The organism is Hydrogenophaga sp. (assembly GCF_031426985.1).
Taxonomy (GTDB): domain Bacteria; phylum Pseudomonadota; class Gammaproteobacteria; order Burkholderiales; family Burkholderiaceae_C; genus Hydrogenophaga.
This window is the reverse complement of sequence record NZ_JASJOY010000211.1, coordinates 17,741-35,032: the sequence shown is the minus strand read 5'-3', so window position 1 is coordinate 35,032 and position 17,292 is coordinate 17,741. Positions and strand designations below refer to the sequence as shown.

At 69.7% G+C, this 17,292-nt stretch carries 14 protein-coding genes; 5 read left to right on the top strand and 9 right to left on the bottom strand.

The annotated features are described in order from the left end of the window. Positions 1 to 15: 15 nt before the first annotated feature. Positions 16 to 1,662, top strand: coding sequence for a chaperonin GroEL (gene groL / locus RMP09_RS21800; RefSeq protein ID WP_310568075.1), 1,647 nt, complete (start codon positions 16 to 18; stop codon positions 1,660 to 1,662). A gap of 143 nt (positions 1,663 to 1,805) precedes the next feature. On the opposite strand, the gene RMP09_RS21795 is transcribed toward groL, so the two are convergent. The 8 genes from RMP09_RS21795 to xylF all read right to left on the bottom strand — a co-directional run bounded on the left by RMP09_RS21795 (position 1,806) and on the right by xylF (position 11,261). Next, entirely contained in the window at positions 1,806 to 3,023 is a 1,218-nt protein-coding gene (locus RMP09_RS21795; protein ID WP_310568074.1) for an MFS transporter, read from the bottom strand. A 51-nt stretch (positions 3,024 to 3,074) separates the two neighbouring features. Continuing rightward, positions 3,075 to 4,085: a Gfo/Idh/MocA family oxidoreductase gene (locus tag RMP09_RS21790; RefSeq protein ID WP_310568073.1), complete on the bottom strand. Its 1,011-nt coding sequence runs from the start codon at positions 4,083 to 4,085 to the stop codon at positions 3,075 to 3,077. A gap of 24 nt (positions 4,086 to 4,109) precedes the next feature. Continuing rightward, positions 4,110 to 5,426 (bottom strand): xylose isomerase, encoded by a 1,317-nt coding sequence (xylA, locus tag RMP09_RS21785; RefSeq protein ID WP_310568072.1) that lies wholly within the window; start codon positions 5,424 to 5,426, stop codon positions 4,110 to 4,112. A 37-nt stretch (positions 5,427 to 5,463) separates the two neighbouring features. Further along, complete coding sequence (gene xylB, locus RMP09_RS21780; RefSeq protein ID WP_310568071.1) at positions 5,464 to 6,912, bottom strand: xylulokinase; 1,449 nt, start codon at positions 6,910 to 6,912, stop codon at positions 5,464 to 5,466. Between the two features lie 13 nt (positions 6,913 to 6,925). Further along, on the bottom strand, positions 6,926 to 8,098 hold the full coding sequence (locus RMP09_RS21775; RefSeq protein WP_310568070.1) for an ROK family transcriptional regulator: 1,173 nt from the start codon (positions 8,096 to 8,098) through the stop codon (positions 6,926 to 6,928). Positions 8,099 to 8,125: 27 nt separating this feature from the next. Next, entirely contained in the window at positions 8,126 to 8,869 is a 744-nt protein-coding gene (locus tag RMP09_RS21770; protein WP_310568079.1) for an ATP-binding cassette domain-containing protein, read from the bottom strand. Between the two features lie 86 nt (positions 8,870 to 8,955). Continuing rightward, positions 8,956 to 10,089, bottom strand: coding sequence for an ABC transporter permease subunit (locus RMP09_RS21765; protein ID WP_310568078.1), 1,134 nt, complete (start codon positions 10,087 to 10,089; stop codon positions 8,956 to 8,958). Positions 10,090 to 10,241: 152 nt separating this feature from the next. Continuing rightward, complete coding sequence (gene xylF, locus RMP09_RS21760) at positions 10,242 to 11,261, bottom strand: D-xylose ABC transporter substrate-binding protein (RefSeq protein WP_310568069.1); 1,020 nt, start codon at positions 11,259 to 11,261, stop codon at positions 10,242 to 10,244. A 219-nt stretch (positions 11,262 to 11,480) separates the two neighbouring features. Between xylF and RMP09_RS21755 the strand changes: the two genes are divergently transcribed. The 3 genes from RMP09_RS21755 to RMP09_RS21745 are packed head-to-tail and all read left to right on the top strand — an operon-like array spanning position 11,481 to position 15,450. Next, the gene (locus tag RMP09_RS21755) at positions 11,481 to 13,097 is read left to right on the top strand and encodes a CRTAC1 family protein (RefSeq protein ID WP_310568068.1); all 1,617 of its coding nucleotides are present in this window, start codon (positions 11,481 to 11,483) and stop codon (positions 13,095 to 13,097) included. Then, positions 13,097 to 14,467: a vanadium-dependent haloperoxidase gene (locus RMP09_RS21750; protein WP_310568067.1), complete on the top strand. Its 1,371-nt coding sequence runs from the start codon at positions 13,097 to 13,099 to the stop codon at positions 14,465 to 14,467. The genes RMP09_RS21755 and RMP09_RS21750 overlap by 1 nt, the downstream gene beginning before the upstream one ends. Then, on the top strand, positions 14,464 to 15,450 hold the full coding sequence (locus RMP09_RS21745) for an aldose 1-epimerase (RefSeq protein WP_310568066.1): 987 nt from the start codon (positions 14,464 to 14,466) through the stop codon (positions 15,448 to 15,450). The genes RMP09_RS21750 and RMP09_RS21745 overlap by 4 nt, the downstream gene beginning before the upstream one ends. On the opposite strand, the gene tal is transcribed toward RMP09_RS21745, so the two are convergent. Then, positions 15,425 to 16,366 (bottom strand): transaldolase, encoded by a 942-nt coding sequence (tal, locus tag RMP09_RS21740; protein ID WP_310568065.1) that lies wholly within the window; start codon positions 16,364 to 16,366, stop codon positions 15,425 to 15,427. The two genes, RMP09_RS21745 and tal, sit on opposite strands and share 26 nt — an antisense overlap. Positions 16,367 to 16,426: 60 nt before the next feature. On the opposite strand from tal, the gene RMP09_RS21735 reads away from it, so the two are divergent. Continuing rightward, a complete protein-coding gene (locus RMP09_RS21735) occupies positions 16,427 to 17,275 on the top strand; it encodes a MurR/RpiR family transcriptional regulator (RefSeq protein ID WP_310568064.1) in 849 nt (282 codons plus the stop codon). Positions 17,276 to 17,292 lie beyond the last annotated feature (17 nt).

Genomic DNA, 17,292 nt, shown 5'->3' with positions numbered 1-17,292 from the left:
TCCGGAGAAATCAACATGGCAGCAAAAGACGTCATTTTCGGCGGCGAAGCCCGCGCACGCATGGTCGAGGGTGTGAACATCCTGGCCAACGCAGTCAAAGTTACCCTGGGCCCGAAAGGCCGTAATGTGGTGCTCGAGCGCTCCTTCGGCGCCCCCACCGTGACCAAGGACGGTGTGTCCGTGGCCAAGGAAATCGAGCTGAAGGACAAGCTGCAGAACATGGGCGCCCAGATGGTCAAGGAAGTCGCTTCCAAGACCTCGGACAACGCCGGTGACGGCACCACCACCGCCACCGTGCTGGCCCAGGCCATCGTGCGCGAAGGCATGAAGTACGTGGCCGCCGGCATGAACCCGATGGACCTGAAGCGTGGCATCGACAAGGCGGTTGCCGCCCTGATCGAGCAGCTGAAGAAGGCCACCAAGCCCACCACCACCTCCAAGGAAATCGCCCAGGTCGGCTCCATCTCCGCCAACAGCGACTCCAGCATCGGCGAGATCATCGCCAATGCCATGGACAAGGTCGGCAAGGAAGGCGTGATCACCGTGGAAGACGGCAAGTCGCTGCAGAACGAACTCGACGTGGTCGAGGGCATGCAGTTCGACCGCGGCTACCTGTCGCCCTACTTCATCAACAACCCCGAGAAGCAGGCCGCCCTGCTGGACAACCCCTTCGTGCTGCTGTACGACAAGAAGGTGTCCAACATCCGTGACCTGCTGCCCACGCTGGAGCAAGTCGCCAAGGCCGGCCGTCCGCTGCTGATCATTGCCGAAGACGTCGAAGGCGAAGCCCTGGCGACCCTGGTGGTCAACACCATCCGCGGCATCCTGAAGGTTGTGGCTGTCAAGGCCCCTGGCTTCGGCGACCGCCGCAAGGCCATGCTGGAAGACATCGCCATCCTGACCGGCGGCAAGGTCATCGCCGAAGAAGTCGGCATGACGCTGGAAAAGGTGACCCTGGCCGATCTGGGCCAGGCCAAGCGCATCGAAGTGGGCAAGGAAAACACCACCATCATCGACGGCGCCGGCGCTGCCGCTGACATCGAAGCCCGCGTCAAGCAAGTGCGCGTGCAGATCGAAGAAGCCACCAGCGACTACGACCGCGAGAAGCTGCAAGAGCGCGTGGCCAAGCTGGCCGGCGGCGTGGCCGTCATCAAGGTCGGTGCCGCCACCGAAGTCGAGATGAAGGAAAAGAAGGCCCGCGTGGAAGACGCCCTGCACGCCACGCGCGCTGCGGTGGAAGAAGGCATCGTCGCCGGTGGTGGCGTGGCCCTGCTGCGCGCCAAGCAATCCGCTGGCGCCATCAAGGGTGACAACGCCGACCAGGATGCCGGTATCAAGCTGGTCCTGAAGGCCATCGAAGCCCCCCTGCGCGAAATCGTGGCCAACGCCGGTGGCGAGCCGTCGGTTGTGATCAACAAGGTGCTGGAAGGCAAGGGCAACTACGGCTTCAACGCCGCCAACGACACCTACGGCGACATGATCGAAATGGGCATCCTGGACCCGACCAAGGTGACCCGCACCGCCCTGCAGAACGCCGCTTCCGTGGCGTCGCTGATGCTGACGACCGAGTGCATGGTTGCCGAGTCCGCCAAGGACGACGCACCCGCCATGCCGGGTGGCGGCATGGGTGGCATGGGCGACATGGGCGGCATGGGCATGTAATTGCGCCTGGCCTGAGACGCCGGCACGGCGTCTCAGGCAGCGTCGGAACGCTTCACAGCGCTCCGACGAAAGCCCCCACAAAAAAACCCCGCGAAGCGATTCGCGGGGTTTTTTGCTTTCGGCGCGGGCCCGCCCGGGCCGCCTCATCGGCGTGTGGCCGGCCCGGTGAGCGCGTCGCGCATGGCCAGCGGCCGGAACAGGCGCCACCAGGCCAGGCTGATGCCGATGGTGCCCAGCCCGCCGAGCACCACCGAGCCGACCGGACCGACGGCTGCGGCGGTCACGCCGGACTCGAATTCCCCCAGCTGGTTGCTGGCGCCGATGAAGAGCGTGTTGACCGCCGCCACACGGCCCCGCATGGCGTCTGGCGTTTCCAGCTGCACCAGGGTCTGGCGCACCACCACGCTGACCATGTCGGCCGCGCCGGACACCGCCAGCGCCGCCAGCGACAGCCAGAACGAGGTAGACAGGCCGAAGATCACCATGCACAGGCCGAACACGGCCACCGCGACCAGCAGCTTGCGGCCCACGCGCCGCTCCAGCGCGACGTTCGAGAGCACCAGGCCGGCCGCCAGCGCACCGACGGCGGGCGCCGAACGCAACACGCCCAGCCCCTCGGGCCCGACGTGCAGGATGTCCTTGGCAAAGATCGGCAGCAGCGCGGTCGCTCCGCCCAGCAGCACCGCGAACAGGTCCAACGACACCGCCCCCAGCAGCACCGGGTGGCCCCACACGTAACGCACGCCGGCCAGCAGCGTCTGCGCGCTGACCGGCTCGCGCACCACCGGCTGGCGCTCGTAACGCACCCACAGACAGGCCAGCGCCGCGCCCAGGAACAAGCCCGCGCAGACGATGTAGACCCCGTTCAGGTTCACCGCGAAGATCAGCCCGCCCAGGGCCGGCCCGCCGATCACCGCGGCCTGGGTGCCGGTGGACGTGACGGCCGTGGCGCGGGCCATCAGCGGCGCGGGCACCAGCGACGGCAGCAGGGCCTGCTGGGCCGACATCTGGAACGGCCGGATCGCCCCCAGCAGGGCCGACAGCACCAGCAGCCATTCGCGCGAGACCGCCTGCGCCAGCGTGCCGGCCACCAGCAGCAGCGCCACCGCCGCCTGCGCGATCAGGCACAGCGCCACGATGCGGGCCCGGTGGTGGCGGTCGGCGGCGTGGCCAGCGGGCAGGGTCATGGCCAGCGCGGGCACAAACTGGAACAGCCCGACCAGGCCGAGGTCCCAGGCGCTGGCGGTCAGCTCGTACATGTGCCAGCCGAGGGTCAGCATCAGCATCTGCGTGCCCGCCACGGCCGCCACCCGGGCGCACCAGAAGCGGACGAAGGACGGATGGGACAACAACTCGGACATGCGCCGCAGGCTAGCACGCAGGGCCCATGGGCCGGCGCCCCGGGTCGGGGATCAGTCCCGGGTCACCGGCTCCCAGCACCCGCTGCGTTCCGACCGCCACAGCGCGTCGATCACGCGGGCCTGGGCCACGGCATCGTCCAGGTCGCCGGACTGCGGGCCCGCGCCTTCGCGGATGCGGCGGGAGAACGCCTCCACCTCCAGCCGGTACTGGTCGGCCGCGGGCAGGGTTTCGACCGTGACGCCGCTGCCGTCCAGCGCCCCGCCCTCGTCCAGCGCCAGCCGCATCTGGCCGCCGCGCGCGGCGTTGAAGGGGATGAACAGCTCGATGCGGCCGCGCGTGCCGACCACCTGCACCCGCTGGAAGGGCACGCTCTGCGTCGAGACGGTGAAGCTGACCTGCCGCCCGGCGCCGACATCCAGCAGGGCGCTGGTCAGCCGGTCGACCCCGTGCAGCGGGTCGCGGTCCACCAGCGAAACCGCACGCAAAGGCTCGGCCTCGAACAGGTAGCGCCCGGCCAGCACCGCGTAGCAGCCGATGTCGTACAGCGCCCCGCCGCCCATGCCGGGCTGGTTGCGGATGTTGGCGCCGTCGTCGTTGAAGTAGGAGAAGAACACCTGCACGGCGCGCGGCGTGCCGATGCGCCCTTCCCTCACCAGCTCCCGGGCGCGCTGCCACTGCGGGTGGTGGCGCACCATGAAGGCTTCTTCGATGTGCACCTTGGTGGCCGCCGCCTGAACGGTCAGGGCCTCGTCGGTGCTCAGCGCGAAGGGCTTTTCGCACAGCACATGTTTGCCCGCCGCGGCGGCCTGCAGGGTCAGCGGCACGTGCAGGTGGTTGGGCAGCGGGTTGTAGATGGCCTCGATAGCCGGGTCGGCCAGCAGGTCTTCGTAGCTGCCGTAAGCCTGCGGGATGCCCAGCCGCTGCGCCGCGGCCTGCGCCGACGGCAGGCTGCGCGATGCAATCGCCCGCAGTTCGACCAGCGGGCTGGCGAGCATCTCAGGGATCACTTTCTCGACGCCGATCCTGGCCGTGCTCAGCACGCCCCACACGACAGGTTTCATGGTCGCTCCCGGTTCGGCCAACGATCAGATGTAGCGGTTGAGCAGGTTCTCCAGCCGCTCCTGCCGCCCGGAGACCGGCCGCGTGTCCTGGTTGCGCTCCAGTGCCCGCGCGGCCACCTGGTCCAGGCCCAGGCGGCCCGCCATCAGGTCCTGGCCGAAGGGGGCGTTCCAGCCGGCGTAGCGGGCCTCGACGTGGCGCGCCAGTTCGCCGTCGTTGATCATCTGCTCGGCGATCAGCAGCGCCCGCGCCGACACGTCCATGCCGCCGATGTGGCCGTGGAACATGTCCTCGGCGTCGATGGACTGGCGCCGCACCTTCGAGTCGAAGTTCAGGCCGCCGGTGGTGAAGCCCCCGCCTTGCAGGATCAGGTACATCGCCAGCGCGGTTTCGGGGATGTTGTTGGGGAACTGGTCGGTGTCCCAGCCGCACTGCATGTCGCCGCGGTTCATGTCGATGGAGCCGAAGATGCCCAGGTCGATGGCGGTGGCGATCTCGTGCTCGAAGCTGTGGCCCGAGAGCGTGGCGTGGTTGGCCTCGATGTTGACCTTGATCTCTTTCTCCAGCCCGTGGCGCACCAGGAAGCCGTAGACCGTGGCGGTGTCGAAGTCGTACTGGTGCTTGGACGGCTCGCGCGGCTTGGGCTCGATGAGGATGGCGCCCTTGAAACCGATCTTGTGCTTGTACTCCACCACCATGTTCAGGAAGCGGCCCATCTGGTCCAGCTCCTGGCCCATGCGGGTGTTGAGCAGGGTTTCATAGCCTTCGCGGCCGCCCCAGAGCACGTAGTTCTCGCCGCCGAGCTTGAGCGTGGCGTCCATCGCCTCTTTCACCTGCAGCGCGGCCAGCGCGAAGATTTCGGGGTCGGGGTTGGTGGACGCGCCCGACATGAAGCGGCGGTGGCTGAACAGGTTGGCCGTGCCCCAGAGCAGCTTCATGCCGGTCTGCGCCTGCTTGGCCTGCAGCACCTCGACCATCTCGTGCAGGTGGTTCACGCTCTCGCGCGGCGTGCTGCCTTCGGGCGCCACGTCGCGGTCGTGGAAGCAGTAATAGGGCGCGCCCAGGCGCGAGAAGAAGTCGAACGCGGCGTCGGCCTTCATGCGCGCCGCCGCCATCGGCTCGGCCACGCGCTGCCAGGGGCGCTCGAACGTGCCGTCGTAGCCAAAGGGATCGAAGCCGTTCCAGCAGAAGCTGTGCCAGTAGCAGACGGCAAAACGCAGGTGGTCTTCCATGCGCTTGCCCAGCACCAGGCGGTCCTTGTCGTACCACCTGAAGGCCAGTGGGCTGGTCGATTGCGGGCCTTCGTAGGCGATGGCGGGCATGTCGGAGAAATAGGTGCTCATGGGTGGTGTCTCGGTTGAAGTCGTTCGGTGGAAGTCATCAAGGCCTGCGGTACAGGCTGCGGAACAGGTCGTGGCGCGGCGCGAGCAGCTCGCGCTCGGCCGGGTCGGGCCGGTAGACGGTGTCGACCGGGGGTGGCAGGCAGACCGAGGCCATCGGCGCGCCCACGCTGAGCGCGCCCAGGCGGGCCGCCCCCAGCGCGCCACCGACGGCCGAACCGCCGTGGGTGACGATCTCGACGTCCAGCGCGCTGGCCAGCATCTGGGCCCAGAAGCCGCTGCGCGCGCCACCGCCCACCAGCGACAGGCGTGAAACGGTGCTGCCGGCAGCGTGCAGCGCTGCCAGGCCGTCGAGCAGACCGAAGCTCACGCCTTCCATCACCGCGTAGCCCAGGCGCGCGGCGTCGGTGTCGAAGTCCAGGCCGTGGAAGCTGCCGCGCACCTTCGCGTCGTTGTGGGGTGTGCGCTCGCCGCTGAGGTACGGCAGGAACAGCGGGGACGCGGCGCGGTCCGCGGCGCTCAGGGCCGCCGCGCGCGCGGCCACCTCGCCGGCGTTGGCCGCGCCCAGCAGGCCGACCACCCACTGCAGCGCGCTGGCGGCCGAAAGCATCACGCTCATCTGGTGCCAGCGGCCGGGCACGGCGTGGCAGAAGGCGTGCGTGGCGCTGACCGCGTTGGGCTGGTAGTCGGGCGTGACCACGAACAGCACGCCGCTGGTGCCCAGCGAGAGAAACCCCTGGCCGGCCTCGACCGCGCCCATGCCCACGGCGCTGGCCGCGTTGTCGCCCGCGCCACCGGCCACCACCGTGCCCGGCCGCAGCCCCAGCGCCTGCGCCACGTCGGTCTTCAGCCGGCCGCCGGCCTCGCTGCCTTCGACCAGACGCGGCATGTGGGCGCGCGTCAGCCCGGTCAGCGCCAGCAGCTCGTCGGACCAGTCGCGGCGCCGCACATCGAGCCAGAGCGTGCCGCTGGCGTCCGAAAGGTCGCTGACGTGTTCGCCGGTCAGCATCAGGCGCACGTGGTCCTTGGGCAGCAGCACCTTGGCGACGCGCTGGAACAGCTCGGGCTCGTGGCGCGCGACCCAGCGCAGCTTGGGCGCGGTGAAGCCCGGCATGGCCAGGCTGCCACCCAGCTCGCTGAGCGCCGGCAGCTCGGCCATCATCTCGGCGCACTCGGCCGCGCAACGCGTGTCGTTCCAGAGGATGGCCGGGCGCAGCACACGGTCCTGCGCGTCCAGCAGCACCGCGCCGTGCATCTGGCCCGAGAGGCCGATGGCTTCGGTCGCCGCGTACTCCGCCGGGTGCGCGGCGCGAAGCGCGGCCAGCGCGGCCTGGGTGGCGGTCCACCAGTCGGCCGGGTCCTGTTCGCTGTGGCCGGGGTGGGGTCGCGAGACGGTGAGCGGCGCGCCCGCCGAGCCGATCACGCGCTGGTCGGGGCCGAGCAGCAGGGCCTTCACCTCGGAGGTGCCGATGTCGATGCCGATGGTCATGGGGTGTGGGGTCTCAGTGAACGGTGAGTGGAGCCACGGACTCGGGCGCCAGGGCGGCGTCTGGCGCAGCGGTGGGCGCGCTCGCGTGCATGGGCCGCAGTTCGTGGTGCAGCACCAGCGCGGCCGCGCCGACGGCCGAGGCCTGCAGGCCATAACGCGCCGGCCGCACCACGGGGGCGACCATGCCCGCGCTGGCCGCGTAACCGGCCAGCGTGTCGGCCGCGGTGCGCACGATGCCCGGGTGGCGCTCGCAGGACGGGCCGCCGACCACCAGCGTGCCCGGGTTGAAGGTGGTCCAGAGGTTCTGCAGCACCACGCCCAGGAACACGCCGCCGCGCGACGGATCGGGCAGGCGGTCCAGCGCCCGGGCGCCAAAGAAGGTTTCGGCGCAGCCCTTGCGGCCGCAGGAACAGGCCGGCCCGTCGATCTGCAGGATGCTGTGGCCGATTTCGCCGGCCATGCCCTGCAGGCCGGTGAACAGGCGGTCGTTGAGCACGATGCCGGCACCGACGCCGACGCCGCAGGTCACGAAGATGAGCGAGTCCACCGCATCGCCTTCGGTGAATTCGTATTCGCTGAGTGCGGCGGTGTCGGCTTCGTTCTGCACGTGCACGGCCACCGGCGGGCAACCCGCCTCGGCCAGCGCGCGCGTGATCAGCGGCAGGAAGGCCACGTTGCGCCAGCCCAGGTTGGGTGCGAAGCGCACGGTGCCGCTGGCCTCGTCGAAGGCACCCGGCAGGCCGATGCCCACGCCCGAGACCAGCACCGGGCGCGCCGCCAGCCCGGCGTGTGCGCGCACCACCAGGGCCGCGACCTGGCGGCACACCGCCGCCGGTTCGCGATCGGCCAGCGTTTCCTCGGCCGACCACAGCACCTCGCCCGTGAGCGACACACCGACCACCCGCAGCGACTCGACCCCGATCTCCACGCCGATCATGGCGCGGCGGGTGCCATCGAGCCGCAGCGGGGTCGACGGCCGGCCCAGGCCCTGCGCGGCGGCCAGGCCGGTTTCGGTGATCCAGCCTTCGTCGATGAGTTCGCGCACCAGCAGGCTGACGGTCGATTTGGTCAGGCCGCTTTCCTGCGCGAGCTGGGCGCGCGAGAGCCCGCTGCGCCGCCGCAGCAGCCGCAGCAGCACGCTGCGGTTGATGCGTTTGACAAGTTGCTGGTCGCCGGTGGTTTTCATGGTGTGGTCGTGGTGGGGCGCCGGGCCTCAGAAGTTGTGGGCCTGCGCCTTTCCATCAGGTTGTTTGCCCGCGATGATCATGCCAAGGACCTCGTCCTCGGTGACGTCGGCGGTGCGGTAGGCGCCCACCATGCGGCCGTTCTTCATCACCGCCAGCCGGTCGCTCAGGCCGAACACGTCGGGCATGTCGTGGGTGATCAGGAAGATGCCCACGCCCTCGGCCTTGAGCTGGCGCACCAGGTTGCCGACCATCGCCGTCTCTTCCGGCCCGAGCGCCGCGGTGGGCTCGTCCATGATCAGGATGCGCGCGTTGAAGTAGATGGCGCGCGAGATCGCCACCACCTGGCGCTGCCCGCCCGAGAGCCGGCGCACCGGCGTGCGCACGTTCCTGAAGTTCTTGTTCAGGCGGTGGAAAACCTTGCGCGCCTCGGCGTCCATGCGGTGGTCGTCCAGCGTGTTCCAGCGCGTGAGCAGCTCGCGCCCCAGAAACAGGTTGGCCACCGCGTCCAGGTTGTCGGCCAGGGCCAGGGTCTGGTAGATCGACTCGATGCCGCAGCGCTGGGCATCGACCGGGGTGCGGATGTGGGCCTTCTCGCCGTTGATCAGCACCTCGCCGCTGTCGATGGGGTAGGCCCCGGCCAGCATCTTCATCAGCGTCGACTTGCCGGCGCCGTTGTGGCCCAGCAGGGCCACGACCTCGCCCGGGTAGAGGTTGAGGCTCACGTCGTCGACCGCGCGCACGCCGCCGAAGGACTTGCCGATCTGGCGCATTTCAACCAGTGGTGCGCTCAGTCGATCCGGCGCCGGGCCGCCCCAAGCCGGATCAGCCCCCGCGGGGGGCAGCGAAGCGTGGGGGCTCATGATGCATCTCCCGTCAGGCGGCGGTACACCACGTCGAACACCACGGCGGCGATCAGCACCTGGCCGATGATCACGTAGCGCAGACCGATGGAGATGTCCAGCAGCAGGAGGCCGCTGTCGATGCTCTGCATGATCAGCGCGCCCAGCACCGAGCCGAGGATGGAGCCGCTGCCACCGGCCAGCGCCGTGCCGCCGATGACGGCCGCGGCGATCACATAGAGTTCCATGCCGGTGCCCAGCGAGTTGGTGCCGGCGTTCAGGCGGGCGATCGACACCATCGCCGCGATGGTGATCAGCACACCCATCAGGGCGAACAGCATCAGCGTGACCCGGCGCACCGGGATGCCGACCAGGGCCGCGGCCTCGGGGTTGCCGCCCATGGCGAACACGTAGCGGCCAAAGCGGGTGCGGTGCACGATGAAGGACAGCACCAGCGCCACGCTGCCCCAGATCAGCACCGGGATCGGCACGCCCTGTGGCTCGTCCTTGCTGGGGATCTGGTAGGCGTTCATGGTGGCCACAAAACCCACCACGATCAGCGCCGGCACCGCCGCCACCAGGGCGTCAAGCCACAGCGGCGGGTTGGGCACTTCGTAGGCCGCCTTGGCGCGGCGCCGCAGCACCGTCTGCAGCACCAGCGCCGCCACCAGCACCGCGGCCAGCACCCAGCTGGCCTGAACGCCGATGGCGCCGTCAAAGCCCCCGCCCAGGCGCTGGAAAAACAGGTCGTTGACCGGCTGCGTCTTGCCGTCGGCCACCAGGAAGGCGGCGCCGCGGAAGGACATCAGCCCGCCCAGCGTGACCACGAAGGACGGCACGCCCAGCATGGCCGTCAGCGCGCCCTGGTAGACCGACACCGCGATCGCCACCGCCAGCCCGGCCAGCGAGGCCTCGACCCAGTGCCAGCCGGCGGTGTACATCAGCGTGGCGATCAGCACGCCGACAAAACCCATCACCGAACCGACCGACAGGTCGATGTGGCGCGCCACGATCACCAGCACGACGATGGTGGCGACGATGCCGACCACCGCGGTCTGCTGGGCGATGTTGTAGAGGTTCTCGGGCGAGAGGAACAGGCCGCCCGAGAGCAGGTTGAACACCAGGGCGGTCGCCACCAGGACGGCCCCCATCAGCACCAGCCGCCAGTCAACGGCCAGTTGTCTCAACACATTGGGAACAGGACTCACAGACGCACTCCGCAGAAAAAAGGACCGCGGGCTGAACCCAGCCCGCGGTCCGAGGGCCTCCATCCATCAGGAGAAACGCAGATTCAAACGCGGGGTCATTTGCAGGCGGCCGGGCCCTTGGCGGCGTCCACGCCCTTGCACAGGTCGTCCTTCTTGATCCAGCCGGCCTTGACCACCAGGTCCAGGTTCTGGGCCGTGACGGGCACCGGCTTGAGGAACTGCGCCTGCAGCGCCACCTTCTTCTCGCCGCCGCTCCAGCTCTGAGCGCCCGCGACCTTCTGGCCCTTGGCCAGCGACACCGCGGCCGAGGCCGCATCGCGGCCCAGGTCGCGCGCATCCTTCCAGACCGACACGGTCTGCGAGCCCGCGGCCACGCGGTTGAGCGCCGCGTGGTCACCGTCCTGGCCCGAGACCGGAATGCCCTTGATGCCCTTGGCGCTCAGCGCCGCGACCACGCCGCCGGCCGTGCCGTCGTTGGAGGCCACCACGGCGTCGATCTTGCCGCCGGTCTTGGTGATGATCTGCTCCATGTTCTTCTGGGCCACCTCGGGCTTCCAGCCGTCGGTGTATTCCTCGCCGACGATCTTGATGTCGCCCTTCTTGATCGCCGCGTCCAGCACCTCCTGCTGGCCGCCGCGCAGGAAGTTGGCGTTCGGGTCGGTGGGCGAGCCCTTGATCATCACGTAGTTGCCCTTGGGCTTGGCGGCCAGCACGGCGCGCGCCTGCATGCGGCCGACCTCGACGTTGTCGAAGGTGATGTAGAACACGCCGGGCGCTTCGATCAGGCGGTCGTAGGCCACCACCGGGATCTTCTGCTGTTTGGCCTTGTTGACTGCGGGCAGGATGGCGTCCTTGTCCATCGCCAGCACGATCAGCACCTTGGCGCCCTTGGCGATCAGCGAGTCGACGTCCGAGAGCTGCTTCTCGGGCGAGCCGCCCGCGTCGGCGCTGATGTAGCTGGCGCCCAGCTTGGCCAGCTGGTCCTTGATCGCCTTCTCGTCGGTCTTCCAGCGCTCTTCCTGGAAGTTGGACCAGCTCACCCCCACCACCTGGGCAAACGCCCCGGCGCAGGCCAGGCCGAGTGCCAAAGCGGTCAACGTTGTCTTCAGTTTCATCCTTGTCTCCAGTGATCGGCCTGCTGCAGGCCCATGGTTATTGAACGGATTGTTTGGACATATCGTGCACTGGCCCCCTCGCCGGCAACCATTTAGTGCGAACGACGAACTAATTATTCGTTGCCCGGAGCCCCGCTTCCTATTGGGACAAACCCGACATAGTTTGATGACTGAACTTAATAATAAGATCGGTGCCGTGCCCACCCGAAAAGGTCTTCCGTGCCCGCCATCCCCCCGCTGCTGTCCGGCCTCTGTGCGGCCCTGGCCCTGGTGCTGCCCGGCCCGCTCAGGGCCGAGCCGGCCGCCCCCGTGGTGCCGCGTTTCGTCGAAGAGACGGAGAGCGCCGGCCTGTTCAGCCGCTTCGAGGGCGAAGAGGAATACATGGTCGGCGGCGGTGTCGCCAGCTTCGACTGCGACGACGACGGCCTGCCCGAGCTCTACGTCACCGCCGGTGTCGGCAAGGCCCGGCTCTACCGCAACCGCAGCCTGCGCGGCGGGGCGCTGAAGCTGCAGGAGGCCCGCTCGGGCCTGGAGACCACCAACGCCATCGGCGCCTACCCGCTGGACATCGACGGCGACCGCCTCACCGACCTGGTGGTGCTGCGCGTGGGCGAGGTGCAGGTGTTCCGGGGCCTGGGCCAGTGCCGCTTCGAGCGCGCCAACGAGGCCTGGAACCTGCGCACCGGCAACGGCTGGCACACCGCCTTTTCGGCCACCTGGGAGGCGGGCCAGTCCTGGCCCACGCTGGCCATCGGCACCTATGTGGACCGCAGCAAGCCCGACTTTCCCTGGGGCAGCTGCACCCCGGCGCTGCTCATCCGGCCGCAGCCGGGGGGCGGCTTCCAGCCCACCCAGCCGCTCACGCCCGGCCACTGCGCGCTGTCGATGCTGTTCTCCGACTGGAACCGCTCGGGCCACGCGGCGCTGCGCGTGAGCAACGACCGCGAGTACTACAAGGGCGGCGAGGAGCAGCTCTGGCGCATCCCCGCCGGTGCCGCGCCCGTGCGCCTGGGCCCTGCCGACGGCTGGAAGCCGCTGCAGATCTGGGGCATGGGCATCGCCAGCCACGACATCACCGGCGACGGCTACCCCGAGCTGTTCCTCACCAGCATGTCCGACAACAAGCTGCAGACGCTCGAAGCCGGCCCGGCCCAGCCGCGCTACGCCGACATCGCGTTCAAGCGCGGCGCCACCGCCCACCGGCCCTACGTCGGCGGCGACGTGCGGCCCTCGACCGCCTGGCACGCGCAGTTCGCCGACCTCAACAACGACGGCCGCGCCGACCTGTTCGTGGTCAAGGGCAACGTCTCGTCCATGCCCGACTTCGCCGCGCTGGACCCGAACAACCTGCTGCTGCAGACCGCCGACGGCCACTTTGTCGAGGCCGGCCACACCGCGGGGCTGGCGAGCGTGCTGCGCGGCCGCGGCGGCATGGTGGCCGACTTCAACGCCGACGGCCTGCTGGACGTGGTGGTGGTCAACCGCGGCGACCGGGCGCAGCTGTGGCGCCAGCTGCCCGCCAGCGCGAACCCGCCGGCGCACTGGCTGCAGCTGCGGCTGCAGCAGGACGGCGGCAACCGCGACGCCATCGGCGCCTGGGTCGAGGTGCGGCTGGGCACGGACGACAGCGCCCCGGTGCTGCGCCAGGAACTGACCGTCGGCGGCGGTCACGCCAGCGGCCAACTGGGCTGGCTGCACTTCGGCCTGGGCGGCGCGGACCGCGTGCAGCTGCGCGTGCAATGGCCACACGGTGGCTGGAGCGCCTGGCAGGCGGCCGAGGCCGACCGCTTCTACACCGCCAGCCCCTCGGGGCTGACCCCCTGGAGCGCGCCGTGATGCGCCGCCCCATCGCTCGCGGGCTGCTCGGCCTGGTGGCCCTGTGCGCCACCCTGCCGGCCCAGGCCCAGACTCCGGCTCAGTCCCCGGCGCCCGCCGCAGCACCGTCCGCCGAAACCTACAGCGCCGAGGTGGCCACCGAATGGTTCGCCCTGGCCCTGCTGCTGACCCAGCAGACACCGGGCATGAGCCCGCCGGTGGCCTCGCGCGCGCTGGCCTACCTCGGGCTGGCGCTGTACGAATCGGTGGCGCCGGGCATGCCCGGTCACCGCAGCCTGGCCGGCCAGCTCAACGAGCTGCAGTCGCTGCCCTGGGCGCAGCCGGACGAGCCTCTGCACTGGCCCACCGTGGCGCACACGGCCATGGCCAGCATGACGCGCATGATGTTTCCGCACGCCAGCGCCGAGAACAAGGCCCGCATCGACCTGCTCGAACGCAGCCTGCCGCAGAAGCTGGCGCGCGACTTCGACCCGCAGGTGGTGAACGCCGAGATGCGCACCCGCTCCGAGACCTTCGGCAAGCTGATGGCGATGGCGCTCATGACCTGGGCCCGCACCGACGGCGGCCACGAGGCCTGGGGCCCACTGCGCCGCCACCAGGCCAACTACGTGCCGCCCAGCGGCGCCGGCCAGTGGGTGCCCACGCCGCCGGCCTACGCCCCGCCGCTGCTGCCCTGGTGGGGCACGGTGCGCCCGTTCGCGCTGCCCGCGGCCGACGCCTGCCCGGCCCCGCCGCCCCCCGCCTATTCTGAAGAGGCCGGCTCGGCGTTCCAGCGCGAGACCGGCGAGGTGCACCGCATCAGCCAGGCCGCCACACAGGCGCAGCGGCAGGTCTCGCTGTACTGGGCCGACGACCCGCTGAAAACCCCCACGCCCGTGGGCCACTGGTCCTTCATCGCCTCCGACCAGCTGCGCACCGGCAAGGCCAGCCTGGCCCGCGCGGCGCGGGTGTACGCGCGCCTGCACCTGGCCATGGCCGACGCCTTCATCGCCACCTGGAAGACCAAGTACACCGTCAACCTGCTGCGGCCGGTGACCGCCGTGCAGCTGACCATCGACAGCCAGTGGGTGCCGACGCTGATGCACACGCCGCCGTTTCCCGAGTACCCGTCCGGGCACTCGGTGCTGTCCTCGGCGGCGGCCGGCGTGCTCGAACGCGAGTTCGGCGCCGCCACCCGGTTCACCGACAACACCCACAACGACCGCGGCTGGGGCCCGCGCAACTTCGCCAGCTTCCGCGCCGCGGCCGACGAGGCCGCCGTCTCCCGCCTGTACGCGGGCATCCATTTCCGCAGCGGCATCGAAGGCGGCAAGGCGCAGGGCCGCTGCGTCGCCGAGCGCGTGATGGGCCTGGCAATGGGCGCGCGATGACGGCCGGCACGGCGTCCGCGCCCACCACCCGCTGCGGCGACCACACCGTGCACTGGCTCGACGACGGGCGCCAGCGCCTGGGCCTGGTGCCCGGTTTCGGGGGCAGCGCCGCCGCCTGGCTGCTGCACCCGCCGGCCGATGCGGCGCCGCGCCAGCCCGAGGTGCCGTTCCACCTCTGGCGCCCCTGGTTCGGCGACCCGGACCCGTTCAGCGTCGCCTCGCTGCCGCTGGTGCCCTGGTCCAACCGCATCAGCGGCGGCGGCTTCGAAAGCAATGGTGTGTTCCACCCGCTGGCGCCCAACCGCTCGGGGGAGGCCTGCCCGATCCATGGCGAGGGCTGGCTGCAGGCCTGGGCGGTGACCACCCACGACAGCCACCGGCTCGACATGCGGCTGGCCTCGCGCCATTTCATGGACAGTCCCTACGACTACATCGCGACACAAAGTTACCGGCTGCTGCCCGATGGCATCGAGCAGACCCTCACGGTGACGCATCTGGGCGACACCCCCCTGCCCTACGGCCTGGGGCAGCACCCCTGGCTGCTGCGCACGCCGGGCACCCGCGTGCAGGCCCAGGTGACGGGCGTCTGGCTCAGCCATCCGGATCGGCTGCCCCGTGCACACACCGCCGTGGCGCCCGACTGGGACCTGAGCGCGGGCATCAACGCCTACGGGCCCCTGATCGACAACGCCTTCACCGGCTGGGACGGCATGGCCCGCATCGAATGGCCGGACACCGGATGGGCGCTGACCGTGCAGGACGCCACCACCGCAAGCGGCGACGGCTGCCTGCTGGTGTTCCGGCCCGAGACCGGGCCGAGCTTCTGTGTGGAGCCGGTCAGCCACCCGATCGACGCGGTGCACCTGCCGGGCCGGCCCGGGCTGCGCCAGCTCGGGCCGGGTGAGGCGATGAGCCAGCGCCTGCGGTGGCGATTTCAGCGCACCGCAGCGCCGGCGCTCAGCCCATCATCGCTTCGAGCTTGATCGTGTCGGCCACGAAGGCGCGGATGCCTTCGGCCAGCTTCTCGGTCGCCATCGCGTCCTCGTTCAGCGCAAAGCGGAAGCCCGCCTCGTCGTACTGCACGAACGGGATGTCCATCGCCTTGGCGGCGTCGGCGTCCAGCGCTTTCGTCAGTGGTGCCTCGCTGGCCGCCAGCTGGGCCAGCAGGTCGGGGCTGATCGTCAGCAGGTCGCAGCCGGCCAGTGCCGTGATCTGGCCCACGTTGCGGAAGCTCGCGCCCATCACCTCGGTGGCAATGCCGTGCTTCTTGTAGAAGTGGTAGATCGCGCGCACCGACTGCACGCCCGGGTCGTTGGCACCGGCCATCGCGGCCTCGTCCCATTGGGCGCCGGCCTGCTTCTTGTACCAGTCGTAGATGCGGCCGACGAAGGGCGAGATCAGCTGCACCTTGGCCTGGCCGCAGGCCACCGCCTGGCAGTACGCAAACAGCAGCGTGAGGTTGGTGTGGATGCCGTCGCGCTCCAGCCGCGCGGCGGCCTGGATGCCTTCCCAGGTGGCCGCGATCTTGATCAGCACGCGGTCCACGTGCACGCCTTCGCCCTGGTAGAGGTCGATGATGCGGCGCGCACGGGTCACGGTGGCTTCGGTGTCGAAGCTCAGGCGCGCGTCCACCTCGGTCGACACGCGGCCGGGCACGTGCTTGAGGATCTCCAGGCCGAACGCCACCAGCAGGCGGTTCATCACCTCGTCCTTGCCCTGCGCGCCGTAGCGGGCAACGGCGTCCTGGAGCAGGTGGGCGTACTCGGGTTTCTGCACCGCCTTGAGGATCAGCGACGGATTGGTCGTCGCATCGCGCGGGGTGAAGGCCGCGATCTGTTTGAAATCACCGGTGTCGGCGACCACGGTGGTGAGCTGTTTGAGGGCGTCAAGCTGGTTCATCGGTCTCTCTCAGGGTTGTCGAGGTTTCACAGAATGATGTAACTGGGTTACCATTTTCGCATGCTTGACCGAATCAGAGCCTCCTTGCCCTCACTGGCCCCAGCCGAACAGCGCGTGGGCAAACTCGTGCTGCTCGACCCGCGCACCTTCGCCAGTCTGCCGGTGGCCGAACTGGCCGACCGCGCCCACGTGAGCAAGCCGACCGTGGTGCGTTTTTGCCGCAGCATGGGTTACGACGGCCTGTCGGACTTCAAGCTCAAGCTGGCCGGCACCGTCAGCGAAGGCGTGCCCTTCATCCACCGCAGCGTGGACGTGGACGACAAGGTGGGCGACGTGCTGGTCAAGGTGATCGACAACACGGTCGCGGCCTTTCTCAAGTACCGCAACGACGCCTCCACCCATTCCATCGAAAAAGCGGTGGACGCGCTGCTCTCCACCTACAAGAACAAGGGCCGCATCGAGTTCTACGGCGCGGGCAACTCGGGCATCGTGGCGCAGGACGCGCAGCACAAATTCTTCCGCCTGGGCATCAACGCCATCGCCTACAGCGACGGCCACATGCAGGTGATGAGCGCCTCGCTGCTGGGCCCGGGCGACTGCCTGGTGATCGTGTCGAACTCGGGCCGCACACGCGACCTGATGGACGCGGCCGACATCGCGCGCAAGCACGGCGCCACGGTGATCGTGGTCACCGCCAGCGGCTCGCCGCTGGCCACGGCCGGCCACATCCACCTCGCCGCCGACCACCCCGAGGGCTACGACCGCTACAGCCCCATGACCTCGCGCCTGATGCACCTGATGGTGATCGACGTGGTCGCCACCTGCCTGGCGCTGCGCATCGGGGGCAGCAAGCTGCAGCCGCTGCTCAAGGAAATGAAGAACAACTTGCGGAGCAAAAGGTACGCATAAGCGTGCGCGCTGCGCAC

Coding starts and splice junctions, on each gene's coding strand:
- groL (WP_310568075.1), top strand. CDS start 16: ATGGCAGCAAAAGACGTCATTTTCGGCGGCGAAGCCCGCGCACGCATG.
- RMP09_RS21795 (WP_310568074.1), bottom strand. CDS start 3,023: ATGTCCGAGTTGTTGTCCCATCCGTCCTTCGTCCGCTTCTGGTGCGCC.
- RMP09_RS21790 (WP_310568073.1), bottom strand. CDS start 4,085: ATGAAACCTGTCGTGTGGGGCGTGCTGAGCACGGCCAGGATCGGCGTC.
- xylA (WP_310568072.1), bottom strand. CDS start 5,426: ATGAGCACCTATTTCTCCGACATGCCCGCCATCGCCTACGAAGGCCCG.
- xylB (WP_310568071.1), bottom strand. CDS start 6,912: ATGACCATCGGCATCGACATCGGCACCTCCGAGGTGAAGGCCCTGCTG.
- RMP09_RS21775 (WP_310568070.1), bottom strand. CDS start 8,098: ATGAAAACCACCGGCGACCAGCAACTTGTCAAACGCATCAACCGCAGC.
- RMP09_RS21770 (WP_310568079.1), bottom strand. CDS start 8,869: ATGCGCCAGATCGGCAAGTCCTTCGGCGGCGTGCGCGCGGTCGACGAC.
- RMP09_RS21765 (WP_310568078.1), bottom strand. CDS start 10,089: ATGGGGGCCGTCCTGGTGGCGACCGCCCTGGTGTTCAACCTGCTCTCG.
- xylF (WP_310568069.1), bottom strand. CDS start 11,261: ATGAAACTGAAGACAACGTTGACCGCTTTGGCACTCGGCCTGGCCTGC.
- RMP09_RS21750 (WP_310568067.1), top strand. CDS start 13,097: ATGCGCCGCCCCATCGCTCGCGGGCTGCTCGGCCTGGTGGCCCTGTGC.
- RMP09_RS21745 (WP_310568066.1), top strand. CDS start 14,464: ATGACGGCCGGCACGGCGTCCGCGCCCACCACCCGCTGCGGCGACCAC.
- tal (WP_310568065.1), bottom strand. CDS start 16,366: ATGAACCAGCTTGACGCCCTCAAACAGCTCACCACCGTGGTCGCCGAC.
- RMP09_RS21735 (WP_310568064.1), top strand. CDS start 16,427: ATGCTTGACCGAATCAGAGCCTCCTTGCCCTCACTGGCCCCAGCCGAA.